This window comes from Companilactobacillus insicii (assembly GCF_003946015.1).
Taxonomy (GTDB): domain Bacteria; phylum Bacillota; class Bacilli; order Lactobacillales; family Lactobacillaceae; genus Companilactobacillus; species Companilactobacillus insicii.
Window position 1 is genome coordinate 1 of sequence record NZ_RHNU01000044.1, and the last position, 17,704, is coordinate 17,704.

Below are 17,704 nucleotides of genomic sequence, written 5' to 3' on the forward strand. Positions count from 1 at the left end.
AAGATTGGATCATATTTTGTCATAAAAAATGCCCTACAATCGTTAGATTTCTTGTCTAACAATTGTAGGGCACTTCACGATTTTTAATTAAAATAAATAGCCTCTTACCATTTTCTAATCTTGGCTTGGGATGGATAGTACCGGCTTTGATAGGATTGATAATAGGCTATATTCTTACTAAGATTTTGAGAGATTAAATAGTATCTAGTGGTACAGCATGAATTGGTGCAGGATAGAATCTGTCTAGTAATTCTAATTCGTCATTGGTAAATGATACGTCAACTGCTTTCAAATTGCTTTTTAGATGTTCTACAGAACTGGTTTTTGGAATGCTCAATACGTTATTATTTCTAATTGCCCATGCTAAGAGAAGTTGGAAAACGGTTATGTTTTTTTGATCCGCTAATTCTTTGATTATTTGTTTGGGATGTAAGTAAGAATTTTTATCAGATCCGAATGGAGAATATCCCATGAATGAAATATTATGTTCTTTTTGCCAAGGGAGAACGTTATATTCTACTCCGCGGCTTTCAATGTTGTATAGATTCTGATTAACTTTGCAATTATCACCATTTGGTAGTGAGATTAGTTCTTTTAAGTCGTCGATATCGAAGTTGGAGACACCCCATTCTTTGATATAGCCGGCTTTTTTTACCTCTTCTAATCCTGATATTGTTTCCTCTAATGGTGTATCACCACGCCAATGTAGTAAATATACGTCTAAGTAGTCTGTTTGTAGTCTTTTTAGACTATTATGCAGACTATTTTTTATTAATTCAGGGGTTGCATGATAAGGATAAAATTTAGAAATAAGTTGATACTTTGTACGATCATAGTATTTTGTGGCTTCGCCGACTAGTTTTTCTGATGCACCTTCACCATACATCTCTGCAGTATCAATAACGTTGATTCCATGATCTAGACCATATCTAATCGTATCAATTTCAGAATCTTTTTTTTCATCGGATTCACCGATACGCCAAGTGCCCATACCGATAATAGAAGTTTTTTGACCATTAAATTGTATTTGTCGCATAATTTGATCTCCTATAATTTAGTGACTTCATTTATAAACTAATTCACATACAGTTTAAAGGTTTCATCTATGTTGTGTAAATCTAAATTCCTTTATTTGGTAATTTTAGTTAAAAAATAATTAATGATACCGCGGCAGATAGGCGGTTGTGTCGACGTTTTTGTGATATTACAATTGTTTGTGAAGGAAAAGGACGTTTTGTCAACTGAATAGTAAATTATATATTGGGTGGTTGTCACATATTGTATGGTAGATTATTTTAGATGTAGTGAGGGGATATTAAAATGAAATTTGTATTGGCTCCAGATTCTTTCAAAAATTCTTTAACTGCTAAGCAGGTTGCTCAAGCAATGCAAAATGGCTTAGAAAAAGTCTATCCAGAAGCTGAATTTGTAAAAGTACCGATGGCTGACGGTGGTGAAGGTACAGTTCAGTCGTTAGTGGATGCTAAGAATGGTGAAATATTAACTGAAAAAGTCGTTAATCCTTTAGGGGTAACAACTGATGCACATTATGGATTAATTAATAATGGTCAAGTTGCTATTATCGAGATGGCTGAAGCGTCAGGGATTCAGTTCGTTAATGAATTTACCAAGAATCCCTATGTTACAACGACTTATGGGACAGGACAATTGATGAAAGCAGCAATTAGACACGGAGCTAAAACAATTATTATTGGTATCGGTGGCTCGGCTACTAATGATGGTGGAGCTGGAATGGCTCAGGCTCTCGGCGCACATTTATTGGACAAAAAGGGTGAAGAGCTCAAATACGGTGGTGCTTTATTAGAGAAGTTGGCTAAGATTGACACTAGTGAACTGATGCCAGAATTGGAAGATGTAAAAATCATTGTTGCATCAGATGTTACTAATCCTTTGACTGGAGAGAATGGTGCATCCCATGTTTTTGGACCGCAAAAAGGTGCTAATGAAGAAATGATTGAGTTTTTAGATAAGGCATTGTCACATTACGCTTCGATAATTAAACGTGATATTGGTAAGGACTTAGAAATGACTCCGGGAGCTGGTGCTGCTGGAGGTTTAGGTGCAGGATTATTGGCATTTACTAACGCTACACTTCAATCAGGTGTGGACATTGTGGTTAATTACACTGGACTCAAAGAACAAGTTAAAGATGCTAATGTGGTAATTACTGGAGAAGGTCAAATGGATTTTCAGACGAAATTCGGTAAAACCCCAATTGGTGTTAGCAAAATCACTAAAGAAGTTAATCCGAATGCAACTGTGATTGGAATTGCTGGTAGCGTTGGGGATAAAATATCAGAATTGTATCCATTAGGGATTGATGCGATATTTACGTGTGTTCCTGGCGTAGAAAATTTAAATAAAGCAATAGAAAATTCTAGTATAAATATTGAACAAGTATCTGAAAACATTGGCCGATTAATTAAGAAAGTAAACAGTAAGTAGCAAAAAATAGCTATAAGGAATATTATCATCAATTGATAAACTCCTTATAGCTATTTTTTTATGTTAATGATTTTTCGGCAGCTTCTTTGGTAAAGTCAATCTTCTTAATTCTTGATCTACGGCGGATGAAGAATAGTATGCTCATTCCGGAAAATAGTGCTGTTATACACAATAATATTATCATCTCAGGTATTGCTGAATTACCAATCATTAGTGTTTCTCTTAGCCCTGAAACACTGTATGACATTGGTAACCAAGGATGGATGGTATTGAAGAATCCGTTAGACAATTGAATTGGATAAGTTCCAGCTGATCCTCCTAATTGTAGTACTAACAGAATCATGCTTAGAAATGCTCCAACTTTTCCTAAAACTAAGTTTAGCCAACCGACTATTGACATGAAGACTAGAGCCGTACAGAGAATCATACCAAACGTGGCAAAGGGATGAATCGGGGCCAAGCCATCAATAATACATAACAATCCGAAAACAATAATTGTTTCACATGTAGCAAATATTAATTGAACAGATGCTTTACTAAACCACCAGTTTATTCCACTACGTGGGTACTTTCTTGGGGAGTAAGTGTCAAACATCATGTTGAAGGCTAATGCTCCTACAAACAATGATACAGATAACATGTATGGAGCCATACCAGTTCCGTTATTTGGAGCATCATCATGCTCGGTATGTTTTGTTGTTGCGGGTTTAGCGATTTGATTATAAGTTAGTTTGCTAGGGTTTACTTTGGCCTTTTTTGCGCCAATGGCGAGCTGGTTGGATAAAGCATTATCACCTGAAGTTACTTGGGATATTCCAGTACCCAATTGTGAAGATCCGGTTGCTAAGGCATTTGTTCCATTGGTAATTTGGTTTGCTCCAGTAGTTAGTTGTCTTGAACCTGAAGTTAGTACTGAGTCACTATTTGTTAACTTGTTCAATCCAGAGTTTAATTGATCAGCACCATTATTTAATTGTGATATTCCATCTTGGAGCGCTGGCATTTGACTGTCCATTGAATTGATTCCACTTGTTAGTGAGCTTGAACCAGAAACTAGAGTGTTGCTACTATTTTCCAATTGACTAGTACCGCTAGCCAGTTGATCTGTTCCAGATGCTATTGTTTTGGAATTAGTTGATAATTGTGAGATGCCATTATTCAATGAATTTATACCATTTGTTGCGGTTCCAATATTTGTGGTTAATTGTTTTGAACCGGCGGTAAGTTGACTAATTACATTCGTTAAATCTGTTTGAGAGTTTGCAGATAGTAAGTCTTGGATGTTATTTAAACTTCTGATTGAAGCATTTTGTGTGTCTAATAAATTATTTATGTCTTTGCTCAAAGAGTTAGCAGCTTGGGTAATAGTTGCAGTATTGTTTTCGCTAATTGCTGATAATATTGCTGACTTTTGAGTTGAAGTTAGTCCTTGTTCATCAGCAATATTGGATACCTTTGATTGAAGCTCAGAATTATTGTCATCTAAGCTTTTTTGTAATGTATTTAAATCAGACTTAATTGTGGTTGATTGGTCATTAGCGAACAAAGCATTTTTTAAATCAGAGATTGAAGAATTCAATTTATTCATGTCATTAGAATTGTTGGATAATCCATCACTGACTTTTTGTAATTGAGCCGTTAGTTGTGAACTAGCAGAATAGATTTTCTCCATTCCTGAATTAAGAGTATTGGAACTGTTATTTAATGTATTGGCTCCATTAGCCAATGAATTTGATCCTTGACTTAATGACTTGGTCGATGAGTTCAACTGATCGACACCATTGGTATAACTTTGAATTCCGGAATTTAGATTAGATGATCCACTAGTCATTTGCCCAACACCGTTAGCTAAAATGGATGTCTTGCCTGATAGCTGACTAATTCCTGTAGCCAAGTTATTACTACCGTTTGCTAATTGATCAACACCTTTAATGTATGCGTCTAAGCCCTGATTTAGAGTGTTGGAACCATTTGAGAATGTTAGAGAACTTGTTGATAATTGGTTCAAACCCTCAGTGATTGTCGTGTTGGCAGTTGCCAATTTCTTATCACCTGAAATAATTTTGGCACTGCCTTTAGATGCAGAATTCATGCCATTGCCAAGCTTTTTGATATCCGCAAACATCGTTTTTGAATAATCTCTAGTAACTTCTTGCGATACCTCTTGAGCTACTTGTTTAGCAGCACTAGCCGTCATTTTTGAAGCAGTGTAATTATGCCCGGCACTGGTTTCGTACTTTAGAATCATTTTCTGAGGATGCTTGTTCATCAGAGTTGTAGCATTTTTTGAAAAATTCTTGGGAATAGTAATTATCATATAATACTTTCCATTTTTTAAGCCTTTTTTGGCAGATGTTTTACTTTTGATGATTTTAAAATCCATTGCGGATGATTTTTTTAAATTGGATGTTAAATTATTTCCCACGGCCAAATTAGTTCCTTGATATTTAACCGATTTATCTTCGTTGATTACAGCAACAGGAATCTTGTTTAATTCTTGATATGGATTCCACATTGATTTTAAAAAGGTAACGGAGTATATCGAGGGGATGAACATAATGACAATTAAGACTGCTAACATGAATTTGTGTTTTAGAATATATTTCCATTCAGCTTTTAACATAGTTCCACCTACATCTCATAAAAAGTATTATACTGTGAGTAAAATTAATACTCACTTGTGTAGAAAGATTAACTTTTATGAAATGTGATTACTACACCAGATTTACCACATCTGAGTATTAATACACATAATCGTTGTAAGTGAGGCGTAACTTTTATGAGTGAAGATCTTAGAGTCAAAAAAACAACTGCGGCTTTGAAGGATGCATTTCGTGAGATGGCTAGAAACACAAGGTATCACGATATTACCGTTCAAGCATTGACTAAAAAGGCCAATGTGAATCGCAAGACATTTTATCTACATTATGATTCAATTGATGATTTTGCTGACACCTTTGTAGATGAACTTGCTGATCAATTGATAAATATCATTGTAGTAAGGCCTATGAGCAAAACCCTGTCTGAACCAGGAATTATTTTTGATAAGATTTTTGATTTTTTTGAACAATCTAGAGATTTTTATACTTTTATGATTACCTCTGCTGAATATAGCTTTTTGTCACGAAAGGTAGAATCCAAGGTGTCTGCCAGTTTGGCCGCGGCAATAGGAGAGTCATATCGCATTAGTAGTGCTGATGCTTTTATAAGTTCGAGTTTTATGATTCGCAATACCATGATGTTATTTAGATTAAGGATAAATAGTGATGTTAATATGAGTCGGGATGAGTTCAAAGATAGGATTATTCGACTGGATCAGTCCGGATTGAAGACCTTTTTGAGTAAGAATAATAGTTTATGATGTTTTAAATAAATACTTACAAAACAGATGAAAAGCGCTATCATTAATTTTGAAGAATGATTCATAGAAAATGATTTTGACCCGAAAGGAGGGCATGTATTATGCAACTCACACAAGGACCGCAATTGAGCCAGCGACAATCTCAAAAATTATCTTTAACCCAAGGAATGCGTCAATCCATTTTGATGTTACAATCTGATGCGATTGATCTTAGCGAATACTTGAAGGATATCAGCTTGGAAAATCCTTTATTCGATGTGCATACTAGTTTAGATGTTCCGTTTATGCAGGGAACTAGGGATAATCAATCATATCAACTTAGAGATAATGATCAATCATTGTTTGAATATTTGTTGGATCAAGTTCAATTAACGATGAGAAGTACTCCCTTACGTGATTTAGTTATTTATTTAGTAGAACAACTCGATCCAAATGGTTATTTGCCATTAACGGATAAGGAAATCCTTAAAGAATTAAAAGTCGATAAGATCATGCTATTGGATGCCAAGACTTTATTGCAACAATTAGACCCACCTGGGGTGGGAGCACATGATTTACGTGAATGTCTGTTTTTACAAGCACAGGCAGATTCAGATTCTCCTAAATATGCTGAGGAAATTTTGAATAAGTATTTTGATTTAGTTGTAGCACACGATTGGCAAGAGATTATGAAAAAACTCGATATTGATGAGGAAACACTGAGAAATAATATCGATTATATCAAGTCATTATCTGGTGCACCTGGCGAACGCTATAACGGCAGTGACTTGCAATATGTTGTTCCTGAATTGCAGGTCAAAAATAATGGCGGTAAGTTGAGTCTATCAATGACGAGATATGGCCAACCACAACTTATCTTTGCAGAAGAAACTTATGATTTATTGTCTAAGACTGTGGATAATGACGTTAAGAAATATATCAAACAAAAGTACGATCAATACCAAGTACTTGAATATAATTTGGAACGTCGTATTAAAACTATCTCTATGATTGGAAGAGTGATTGTTAAGAAACAGTACAAGTTCTTCACTCAAGAATCAGGTAGTTTGGAACCATTGTTACTACGTGATGTTGCTCAAAAGTTGCAATTGAGTGAATCCACAGTAAGTCGTGCAATCAATGGCAAGTATATTCAAACTGACTTTGGACTATTTGCATTGAAGCATTTCTTCTCTAGACGTAGTAAAGTTGCTGCAGGTATCGAGAATCGTTCGGTTGATCAGGTTAAGCAACAAATCAAAGAATTGATCGACAACGAGGATAAGCCATTGAGTGATCAAAAAATTTCAGACTTGTTAAGAGAAAAGGGTTCTGAAGTTGCAAGAAGAACCGTCGCCAAATATCGTGAGCAGTTAGAGATTCCAACTGCAAGTAAACGCAAAAATGATAAAATTCTTTAAAAAGAGCGTCAACAAAACATGGGCAGCTCTCGAGCATTAAGGCAAAGAATTTTGTTTCTTTCTCGATTGCCGTCTCTGGGTACAAGAAATATTGCCGCTGTGGGAACCGCTTGGAGCCATTACACCACCTTCACTGCAGCCAACATTACTTACATCCAGAGACTAATACGTTTGTTATTTTTTATGTGATGTAACTAAATAAATGCTATATTATTTGAAATTGAATATATAAAAAAGCTAGATGTTTTTCTTGATTTATACCAAGAAAAAAATATCTAGCCCTTTTTATATTCAGTTCTGTAACTGGATTACTGGAGTCTTTTGTTTTTAGCAGAAAAAGCTATGCTTGGTTGCGCGTTTATGCTGCATATTAGAGACCAGAATGGTTATGTCACAACTTCTCTTGATTTCTGAAGATAAACTCTGATTCAACAGGCAATTGTTTAATTTCATTATTTATCGCTAATTCAAATGCTAGTTTTCCAACTTTGTGGAAATTATGATTAATTGTGGGGATATTGAGAATTTTACCTGACAGTTGATTTTCTTGACCAATTAATTTGGGTATAGGTAAGTTATTATCTAAGTGAAATTGTCTAACTCCAGCTGCAATGTCATCACCGTTAGTAAAATAAATATCTGGTTTATAGTTTTCTTTGTGGAACTGTGATGCAGCATTATATCCATCTTCAAAGGTTGTTATTTTGGTATTTAATAAACGCTTATCTGGATTGGAGTTAAAGATCTGTCGATATGCTTGAAATGTCTTTTGTGCGGTAGAGCTTACCTCGTAAGGACGACTGAGTAGAATGGCAATCTTTTGGTATTTTTGTGCTTGTATCCATTGAAACGCTGCCTTATATGATTCTTCACGTTCAGCATAGGCCGCTGCAATGTTGTAATCACCGGGATTATGACAAATCACAATAGATCCGTATTGTTGATATTTTAAAAACTCTTTGATGGGAATACCGTGAGATGTGAAAATAATAGCGTCATATGCTTTGCGACGTAATCTATTGAGATAATTCATCTCGATATCCGCATCGAACTTGGAAGGGAGCATTACAATTCTATAACCCGCTGGAAAGGCAGCACTCATTATGCCCTCAACTAATTGCGTGTAATAGGGATGCGAAGTGTGTGGAAGTACGACACCAATATTGTGAGTTTTTCCTTTACTTAAATCACGCGCAACTTCATTGGGTACGTAATCGAATTCTTTAATCACACGTTGAATGTCCTGACGTGCTTTTTCTGAAACGTAATTACGATTATTAATAACACGAGAAACAGTTGATGATGAATAACCGCTTATTTTTGCAATATCATGAATATCCATATGCTACACCTCGGGAAGATTGTTTGTGCCATTGTTAGAGAAAATATGTATTTTATAATATTAGTTATTTCAATTTCATGTGTAAGCTCTATCTAGTAATTCTATCAAAATAATAGAGTACAAAATTCGTCTACTAAGATATAGTTTAAATTGTGGAACGCGTTCCACGTCAAGATTAATCTTTTCACGATAAATTTTAAACAAAAAAGGAGCAATCGAATGCTTTTAGATGGACATACACATACAGAGTTTTGCCCTCACGGTAGTGGTGAACCCGCTGAAAAAATGGTTTTACGCGCCATACAATTAGGAATGAAAAAATATTGTATTACTGATCATGCTCCATTACCAAATGATTTTAAGAATGTTTATGCTGGAAATCCAGCTGGATTTTCAACTGGTGCAATGAGTTTAACCGATTTACCTTATTATATGAAAGAGGCCAAAAGACTCCAAGATAAATATAAATCAGAATTGAAAATTTCCATTGGATTTGAAGTTGATTACTTAGAAAGGTTCGAAGATTGGACGAGAGATTTTTTGAACGAGTATGGTCCGCAAACACAGGAAAGTATTTTGTCAGTTCACTTTATGGAAGGTAAAGGACATAAGCAGTGGTGTATTGATTACGATACTGACACTTATTTAGAAGGTTTCGAACAATATTTGGATAATCCTCAGCATATATTTAATCATTATTATGAGACTGTAAAAAAATCGATTGAAGCAGATTTGGGTGATTATCGTCCACAAAGAATTGGCCATATGAGTTTAGTTAAAAAGTTTCAGGATTATTTTCATTTAAATGAAGAATATGATGAACTTAATCAGCATTTGATCATTGAGATACTCAAAGAAATCAAAAACCAAAATAGAGAATTAGATTTGAACTTGTCAGGGTTGTATAAACCATTTTGTAATGATTTTTATCCGGGAAAACAAATAATTCAAATAGCCAAAAAATTAGAAATACCAATGATATATGGTTCAGATGCGCATAATATAATGGCTGTTGGACGCGGTCAACACCTAATTGCATCTGCTGATTTAGCTTGACATAGCAACGATTAACACCTATTATTAGTTTTAGATTAAATAATTATTAAATAACTTAATTTTATTTTAATTATAGTGTAAATAACAAGTCCTTCTTAACTCATTGGTTAGGAGGATTTTTTTCAGGATAATAGGGAAGTGGTGGAAGTATGATTTTTCCAGCAATCGATTTGCATAATGGGCAGAGTGTCAGATTATTTAAGGGAAATTATAAGCAAGTTACTTTGATTAATAAGGATCCTTTGGAGCAAGTTAAGAAGATTGCTTCTTTTGACGTGAATCAGATACACATTGTTGATCTTGATGGTGCAAAAGATGGGGAGCCTAAGAACTACCAGCTTATTAAAGACATTCGTACAAGTTTTTCTGGATTTGTGGAAGCTGGCGGAGGTATTCGAAATTATAGTATTGCTCGTGATTATCTCGAAATGGGAATTAATCGGATAGTTGTGGGTTCAGCTGCGGTTGAAGAACCAATTTTTGTTAAAAGACTATTGGAAGAGTATGGCAGTGAAAGAATTGTTATCAGTGTTGATGGCAAGGATGGAAAGGTTGCCGTTAATGGCTGGATAGATCAGTTAAATGTTGAAATGGAAAATTTAATAAAAGTCATGGCCGATAGTGGAGCAAAACACTTTATTGTAACTGATGTATCAAGAGACGGTACCATGATGGGTCCAAACTTAGATTTATTATTTAAACTGAAGCAAGATTTACCGTATATTAACTTTATTGCTAATGGTGGTATTCGAGATTTACGTGATCTGCACCATCTTAAAGCTTTTGGATTGACTGATGTAATTATCGGCAAAGGTCTTTATGAGGGAACAATTACACTAGAACAAGTTGCCAACGTGGCCAAAAATATTCGACAAGATTTTTAACTTCAAAATAAAACAAACGATGAAGAATTACGTAATTTAATATATAGTTATAATAGAGAGTGAATTAATCACTCTTTTTTTGTTTTTAGGAAGGGAAATCATTCGATGAATTTAGGACAAATAACTAATCAAATTGTATTGATGTTTTGCTTGATGTTAGTTGGTGTTATTATTAATAGATTCAAGTTTATGCATGCGCAGACTTCTAATGATTTGACTAATATATTACTTTACGTGGTTTCTCCGTGCTTGATTATTAATGCTTTTGAGCAAGATTATTCTAGTAGTCGTATCAAGCAATTTATTTTAGTTGCCATAGGGATATTATTTTTTTACGTTATTGCTATTATTGTTTCAAAGCTCGTTTTTGGTAGACTAAAAAATGAGAATTTACGTCGTATAACTCAATATGGAAGTGTCTATTCTAATGCCGGATTTATGGGAATACCGTTGATCAGTGCACTATTTGGTTCAACTGGTGTTTTCTTTGCGGTAGTATCATTAGCTGGATTTAATATTTTCAGTTGGACACATGGAGTTTCGTTGTTTAGAAGTGATGAAAGAATAGATTATAAACAAGTTTTGCTTAATCCTAATTTGATTGCAATTGTTGTGGGATTGATTATGTTTTTAATTTCATTTCGATTACCGGGTACTCTCAATGAGGTTGTAAAATACGTTGGATCAATCAATACTCCATTATCAATGATTGTTATCGGTAATAGCCTAGCAAACATCAAGTTGAGCCGTGATATGTTAGACAAGAATATTGGTTTAACTTTGATATTAAGAAATTTACTGTTTCCAATTATGATGGTCTTTTTATTAAAGATTCTTGGTGTAACGGGAATTGCTTATTATACGACTATCATTATGACTGCTTGCCCGGTTGCCGGAATTGTTGTTTTATTCACGTTACAAGCCCATGGTGATGCGGGACCAGCAATTTCTCTTATGAGTATTTCGACAATTCTTAGTTTAATTACGATTCCATTAATATTTGCTATTGGAAGTTTCGTATTATAATAAAAAACTCGTTACTGATCAATTTTCAGTAACGAGTTTTTTGTTTAGAGATTTAAATATTTACTTTCGATGTAATAACCATCTTTTAGCTCTGCCCACACACTGTAATTGTCTAATTGAATTAGACGGTTAACGAAGACCTCTTGTGCTCCGCGGTAACGTTTGTTATCCATTACCCCATATGGAGTTTCCCAAGCAGTTATATTTTGATCTTCATAATAAAGAATCTTAGCCGGACGATTGATATTTCGACTATCAATAATTTGATAAATATAACTTATGTTATTAGCAGTTGCATTTAGTGGATTATTCAATTGTCTTTGCTGCTCGATTTGTTTAGCGGTATATTCCTTCAAAACAACTGGAGTAATTTCTTCAGAACTAGGAATCCAAGTACTTCCACCTAAGTTGTACCAAATAATATTGCTGTATGTTTCTTTGAGTGCTTTGTATACTCGCCAAGTTGAGTCATGTGGAATAGGTAGTTGAAGTGGAACTTTACTACCGGGTTCCTCGAAGACATTGACGTCATTATTTGTTTTAATGAATAGATCCTTGTCAATTTTATATCTGACTAGAGGAATTGTGTTGTATACAAACTCGTATTCCTGAACTTGACTAGAAAATTGTCCTTTAGCTTTTTTAGGGTAATTTACTAAGAATCGTTCAGCTTCAGCCAGTGGCTTGGCTTGATAATCCTTATTCAATTCACCATATAGAAATTGAGGATCAGAAATTAATTCTCCATTGGTATTTCTATGATAGACAACTACAGGTGCAGCTATTTGTTTGAAATAGATTAGGTAAATACCATCAGAATTAGGGATGAATGATTGTTGGAAGTTTTGAACAGACGATAAGACATATCCAGGAATGGTCTTCCAAGGCATATCAAGAGCATCCATATAATGACCTTGAAGTGTAACTGGTTCTGAGATCGGATTACCAATTGAGTCAACATAATTGATAGTCACTACAACATCATTACGAGTTATTTTTTTTACTTTTGAAGAAACTAAATTGTTGTTCATATTTGTGTCCCCATAATTAGGGGAACTGGTTCTTTTTCTTGTTTTCCCCATAGTTAGACCCCTTCAATGTACTTTTTTATTATTGTAATTCTAACATAGTAAAGTAGGGTAAAAGTTGCTCTTGAGCCGTTATGAGGATAACTTAAATGAAATATAAAGAAGACTAAAGAAAATTTTAAGAAATCAGAGAGTGGAACAAAATGGGAACTTCCGAGCATTACCTAGAATAGTGACTTTATCACAAAGTGATGAAGTCACTATTCGTAGTAAGCGGAAGAAGTTGTTTTGTGCAACTCGTTTCAGATAGGAGAATATGAGAAAAGAAGAGCAAGAAGCCATTTTGTGTAACTCGTTTCGGATAGGAGAATATGAGAAAAGAAGAGCAAGAAGCCATTTTGTGTAACTCGTTTCGGATAAGGAGGAATAAACTGTTTTGTAGAATCAATTTCAAACACAAAAAAAGAATCGAGACATCAAATCTCGATTCCTTTTTACCTATTATATATATTAACTTTCGTCGGTTGACGAATTGTCAGTTGCTGGAGTATTAGAGCTATTGTACTTACCAATAGTAATTTTACCATCGACAATCTTAGCTTCTAATTCTTTTTCTTGAGCATTATCCAAGAAGTAGTCTGCAACCTTATCTTCGATTTGCTCCTCAATAACTCTTCTCAATGGACGAGCACCCATCTTAGGATTGAAGCCTAGATCAACAAGCTTTTCCTTAGCATCTCTTGTAACGTGGATACTTAAACCTTGATCAGCAATCATTGAGTTAGTATCATCAAGCATTAAGTCGACAATCTTCATCAAGTTAGCCTTAGTTAATGAATTAAATTCGACGATACCATCGAATCTGTTCAAGAATTCAGGTTTGAAGAATTCGGATAGACGATTGATGATTGAGTGTGTGTTACCTGTAGCTTCAGCACCGAATCCAACATTTGCTTCTTGCAAACCTTGTCCAGCATTAGAAGTCATGATAATAATTGTATCTTTGAAGCTGACTGTACGTCCTTGAGAATCTGTCAAACGACCGTCATCAAGAATCTGTAAGAACATATGCATTACATCAGGATGTGCTTTTTCGATTTCGTCTAATAGAATCAAACTGTAAGGATTACGACGAACTTGTTCAGTTAATTGACCAGCTTCTTCGTAACCTACATACCCTGGAGGCGAACCGATAAGCTTAGACACACTGTGTTTTTCCATGTACTCAGACATGTCGAAACGAATCATTGAGTCTTCAGTTCCAAATAGTTCACGTGCTAATTGTTTAGCAAGCTCAGTTTTACCAACACCAGTAGGTCCTACAAATAGGAAACTACCGATAGGACGACCGGACTTGTTGAATCCAACTCTGTTACGACGAATTGCTTTAGCAACTTGATCGACAGCTTCATCTTGTCCAATGACGTGACTCTTCAAATCTGGTCCCAAGTTCTTTAACTGAACTTGTTCGTTAGATTGAAGCTCACCAACAGGAATGTTAGTTTTTTCTTCAACGATTTGTTGAATATTCTTTTCAGTGATAACACTCTCATCTGTTGGTTTATCTTTAGCGCTATCCTTCATGTCTTGGAACTTAGTTACTTGATCACGATAGTATGCAGCTTTTTCGTAATCTTCATTGCGTAGAGCAGCCTGTTTTTGAACTTCCGCATCAGAAATCTTATTGTCTAAATCAGCCATATCAACATGATTGATTTGTAGATTCTTCTTAGAACCAGCTTCATCAATCAAGTCAATAGCCTTATCAGGCAAGAATCTATCTTGAATATAACGTGCAGATAATTCTGCAGCAGCCTTGATAGCTTCACTTGAGTATTTCACATGATGATAGTCTTCATACTTAGGTTGGAGACCCTTTAGAATTTGAACAGTTTCATCTACAGAAGGTTCGTCAACTTGAACAGGTTGTAGACGACGTTCAAGAGCTGAATCTTTTTCGATAGTTCTGTATTCATTCAAAGTAGTAGCACCAACTAGTTGTAGATCACCACGGGCTAGGGCAGGTTTCAAGACGTTACCAGCGTCCATTCCACCTTCAGCATTACCAGCACCGACAATCTCGTGGATTTCATCTATAAATAGGATGATTTCCTTACTCTTTTGTAATTCTTGGATCAATTGTTGCATACGTTGTTCGAATTGACCACGGACACCAGTTCCTTGAACTAGTGATACGACGTCTAGACGAACGACACGTTTATTTTGTAGTTTTTCTGGGACATCTCCGTCAACGATCTTTTGAGCAAGACCTTCGACAACAGCTGTTTTACCAACACCAGCTTCACCGATTAAGACGGGATTGTTCTTTGTTCTTCTGTTTAATATTTCAATTACACGGTTAATTTCCTTATCACGACCGATAACAGGGTCGATTTGACCTTTTTTAGCCAATTCTGTTAAATCAACACCATATTGATCTAACACACCATTTCCACGACCGCGACCACGGTTGTTACCCCCGTTACCGCCAGTTTGTGTTTGTGGACCTTGTTGTTGACCAATGCCATTAGCAGCTTGTGCGCCACCGTTGTTCAAGGCATTGAACAAGTCTTCGAAACTTGAAAAACCGTATGGATTTTCTGCCATATTATTCATACCTTCGTTAGCTTGATTTCGTAGTTGTTGATAGCAATTCTGACAGAGGTTTATTTCTGTACGTTGACCATTAACACTTGTATATAAATGAATTGTTGCTTCATTTTTGTGACAATTTTGACAAAGCACTAGCACCCCACCTTTCTGTCTAATATACAGGATACAACGGTAGTATATAATTAGCACTCTCATAATGCAAGTGCTAAGTCCTGAAAAATTTATGTAAATTATAAAGGAATTTATCAAGGCATTTAATCCGTTTTCAAATAGCTTGCATGTAAGCGGTGCATGACTTATTATAAAAGGGTTCATTGAGAGCTTTTTATGTAAAGCTCTTGTGAAAGAAACTATATAATGGTAAATTAGTTAATGAATATTTGTAGAATACTACAATAATTTTAAAAATATGGTGAGGTATTTATATTATGGAAAAGAAAGAATTTCACATTATCGCAGAAACAGGAATCCACGCACGTCCAGCTACTATGTTAGTACAAGCTGCTAGCAAGTTTGCTTCAGATATCAACATTGAATTCAATGGCAAGTCAGTTAACCTTAAGTCAATCATGGGTGTTATGTCACTAGGTGTTGGCCAAGGTGCTGATGTTACAATCACAGCTGACGGTGACGACGCTGCTGATGCAATTACTGCTATTTCAGATACAATGACAAAGGAAGGACTTGCTGAATAATGGTTAAAACTATCAAAGGGATTGCAGCTAGTGATGGTATCGCTACTGCTGAAGCATACCTTTTAGTTCAACCAGATTTGTCTTTCGATAAAAAGAGCATTTCTGACGCTGACGCCGAAGTTAGTCGTTTAAAGGATGCAATCGCAACATCAGATGCTGAACTAACAAAGATCAGAGACGTAGCTAAGGAATCACTTGGTGAGGAAGAAGCACAAGTCTTTGACGCACACAAAATGATTTTGGCTGATCCAGAATTCACAGGTGCAATCGAGCAAGAGATTAAAGACCAAACAGTTAATGCTGAACAAGCACTTGACGATGTGTCAAAGAACTTTATCGCAATTTTTGAAGGAATGACTGATAATCCTTACATGCAAGAACGTGCTGCCGATGTACGCGATGTTACAAAACGTGTTATGGCTCATCTTCTTGGTGTAGAATTACCAAACCCTGCATTGATTGATCACAAAGTTATTATCGTTGCACACGATTTAACACCTAGTGATACTGCTCAATTAAATAAGAAGTATGTTAAAGGATTTGTTACTGATATTGGTGGACGTACTGCCCACTCAGCTATCATGGCACGTTCATTGGAATTACCAGCTGTTGTTGGTACTAACACAATCACTGGAGACGTTAAAGATGGTCAAACCGTAATCCTTGATGGACTTAACGGTGCAGCTATTATCGACCCTTCAGATGAAGATATCAAGAAATACGATAAGATGGCAAAAGATTTTGCTGACCAAAAGGCAGAATGGGAAAAATTAAAGAATGAAGCCACAGTTACTGCTGATGGCAAACACTTTGATATTGCCGCAAATATCGGTACACCTGATGATCTAGAAGGTGTTATTGCTAATGGTGCCGAAGGTATCGGACTTTACCGTACAGAGTTCTTGTACATGCAATCTGATGAACTTCCTACAGAAGATGATCAATTCGTTGCATACAAGAAAGTTCTTGAAGGTATGAAAGGTAAGCCAGTTGTTGTTCGTACAATGGATATTGGTGGTGACAAGCATTTGCCATATCTACCACTTCCAGAAGAAATGAACCCATTCTTAGGTTACCGTGCTATCCGTATTAGTTTGGACAGACAAGAAATCTTCAGAACACAACTTAGAGCCTTATTACGTGCATCCGCATTCGGTCAATTACGTATCATGTTCCCTATGATCGGTACATTGGCAGAATTCAGATCAGCTAAGAAGATCTTTGAAGAAGAAAAAGCTAAGTTAGTTGAAAAGGGTGTAGAAGTTTCTGACAACATTCAATTAGGAATGATGATGGAAGTTCCTGCTGCTGCTGTTTTAGCGGACCAATTTGCTAAGGAAGTTGACTTCTTCAGTATTGGTACAAATGACTTGATCCAATACACAATGGCTGCTGATCGTGGTAATGAACACGTTTCATATCTATACCAACCATATAACCCTTCAATCTTGAGACTAGTCAAGCATGTTATTGACTCAGCTCATGCAGAAGGCAAGTGGGCTGGTATGTGTGGTGAAGCTGCTGGTGATAACATCATGGTTCCATTGCTACTTGGCATGGGTCTAGATGAATACTCAATGAGTGCTACATCTGTACTTCGTGTAAGAAGTTTGATGAAGAAGTTGAGTACAGCTGATCTTAAAGAATTAGCTGATCGTGCAGTTAAAGAATCAATCACAAACGAAGATAACAAGAAACTTGTTGAATCATATATCAACAAATAATAAACATTGAATAGCTTGGTGCTGAATGATTTGGCTCTATGTCAAATAGTATTGGTGAGACATCTTAGAGCAATTTCCACACTAGAAATGGTGTGGATTTTTTTATGCC

14 protein-coding genes are annotated in these 17,704 nt (G+C 35.6%); 9 read left to right on the plus strand and 5 right to left on the minus strand.

Features of this window, described 5'->3' with window-relative positions; genetic code table 11:
• Positions 1–92: 92 nt before the first annotated feature.
• Positions 93–197 (plus strand): branched-chain amino acid transport system II carrier protein, encoded by a 105-nt coding sequence (locus EKM79_RS12430; protein ID WP_281273228.1) that lies wholly within the window; start codon positions 93–95, stop codon positions 195–197.
• Here EKM79_RS12430 and EKM79_RS10965 read toward each other — a convergent pair.
• Complete coding sequence (locus EKM79_RS10965) at positions 194–1,036, minus strand: aldo/keto reductase (protein WP_125568739.1); 843 nt, start codon at positions 1,034–1,036, stop codon at positions 194–196. The genes EKM79_RS12430 and EKM79_RS10965 overlap by 4 nt on opposite strands.
• Before the next feature lie 284 nt (positions 1,037–1,320).
• On the opposite strand from EKM79_RS10965, the gene EKM79_RS10970 reads away from it, so the two are divergent.
• The gene (locus EKM79_RS10970) at positions 1,321–2,466 is read left to right on the plus strand and encodes a glycerate kinase family protein (protein WP_125568741.1); all 1,146 of its coding nucleotides are present in this window, start codon (positions 1,321–1,323) and stop codon (positions 2,464–2,466) included.
• 58 nt (positions 2,467–2,524) lie between these two features.
• On the opposite strand, the gene EKM79_RS10975 is transcribed toward EKM79_RS10970, so the two are convergent.
• Positions 2,525–5,089, minus strand: a complete 2,565-nt coding sequence (locus tag EKM79_RS10975; RefSeq protein WP_125568743.1) for a YhgE/Pip domain-containing protein — start codon at positions 5,087–5,089, stop codon at positions 2,525–2,527.
• 156 nt (positions 5,090–5,245) lie between these two features.
• Here EKM79_RS10975 and EKM79_RS10980 point away from each other — a divergent pair, with 156 nt between their 5' ends.
• Complete coding sequence (locus tag EKM79_RS10980) at positions 5,246–5,827, plus strand: TetR/AcrR family transcriptional regulator (protein WP_125568745.1); 582 nt, start codon at positions 5,246–5,248, stop codon at positions 5,825–5,827.
• 101 nt (positions 5,828–5,928) lie between these two features.
• Complete coding sequence (gene rpoN, locus EKM79_RS10985; protein ID WP_125568747.1) at positions 5,929–7,227, plus strand: RNA polymerase factor sigma-54; 1,299 nt, start codon at positions 5,929–5,931, stop codon at positions 7,225–7,227.
• Positions 7,228–7,618: 391 nt separating this feature from the next.
• On the opposite strand, the gene EKM79_RS10990 is transcribed toward rpoN, so the two are convergent.
• Complete coding sequence (locus EKM79_RS10990; protein ID WP_125568749.1) at positions 7,619–8,569, minus strand: LacI family DNA-binding transcriptional regulator; 951 nt, start codon at positions 8,567–8,569, stop codon at positions 7,619–7,621.
• Between the two features lie 219 nt (positions 8,570–8,788).
• Here EKM79_RS10990 and hisJ point away from each other — a divergent pair, with 219 nt between their 5' ends.
• The 3 genes from hisJ (at position 8,789) to EKM79_RS11005 (ending at position 11,535) form a co-directional block, all read left to right on the plus strand.
• Positions 8,789–9,625: a histidinol-phosphatase HisJ gene (gene hisJ / locus EKM79_RS10995; RefSeq protein WP_125568751.1), complete on the plus strand. Its 837-nt coding sequence runs from the start codon at positions 8,789–8,791 to the stop codon at positions 9,623–9,625.
• Positions 9,626–9,774: 149 nt separating this feature from the next.
• On the plus strand, positions 9,775–10,509 hold the full coding sequence (gene hisA / locus EKM79_RS11000) for a 1-(5-phosphoribosyl)-5-[(5-phosphoribosylamino)methylideneamino]imidazole-4-carboxamide isomerase (RefSeq protein WP_125568753.1): 735 nt from the start codon (positions 9,775–9,777) through the stop codon (positions 10,507–10,509).
• 105 nt (positions 10,510–10,614) lie between these two features.
• Complete coding sequence (locus EKM79_RS11005) at positions 10,615–11,535, plus strand: AEC family transporter (RefSeq protein WP_125568755.1); 921 nt, start codon at positions 10,615–10,617, stop codon at positions 11,533–11,535.
• A 44-nt stretch (positions 11,536–11,579) separates the two neighbouring features.
• Here the strand turns inward: EKM79_RS11005 and EKM79_RS11010 are convergent, their stop codons facing one another.
• Together EKM79_RS11010 and EKM79_RS11015 are read right to left on the minus strand one after the other, a co-directional pair.
• Complete coding sequence (locus EKM79_RS11010; protein WP_125568757.1) at positions 11,580–12,566, minus strand: MucBP domain-containing protein; 987 nt, start codon at positions 12,564–12,566, stop codon at positions 11,580–11,582.
• Positions 12,567–13,073: 507 nt separating this feature from the next.
• A complete protein-coding gene (locus tag EKM79_RS11015) occupies positions 13,074–15,308 on the minus strand; it encodes an ATP-dependent Clp protease ATP-binding subunit (RefSeq protein ID WP_125568759.1) in 2,235 nt (744 codons plus the stop codon).
• A gap of 296 nt (positions 15,309–15,604) precedes the next feature.
• On the opposite strand from EKM79_RS11015, the gene EKM79_RS11020 reads away from it, so the two are divergent.
• Positions 15,605–15,871 carry a phosphocarrier protein HPr gene (locus EKM79_RS11020; RefSeq protein WP_125568761.1) on the plus strand — a complete coding sequence of 89 codons (267 nt, stop codon included), beginning with the start codon at positions 15,605–15,607 and terminating at the stop codon, positions 15,869–15,871.
• A complete protein-coding gene (gene ptsP, locus EKM79_RS11025; RefSeq protein ID WP_125568763.1) occupies positions 15,871–17,595 on the plus strand; it encodes a phosphoenolpyruvate--protein phosphotransferase in 1,725 nt (574 codons plus the stop codon). Before EKM79_RS11020 ends, ptsP begins: the two co-directional genes overlap by 1 nt.
• Positions 17,596–17,704: the final 109 nt, after the last annotated feature.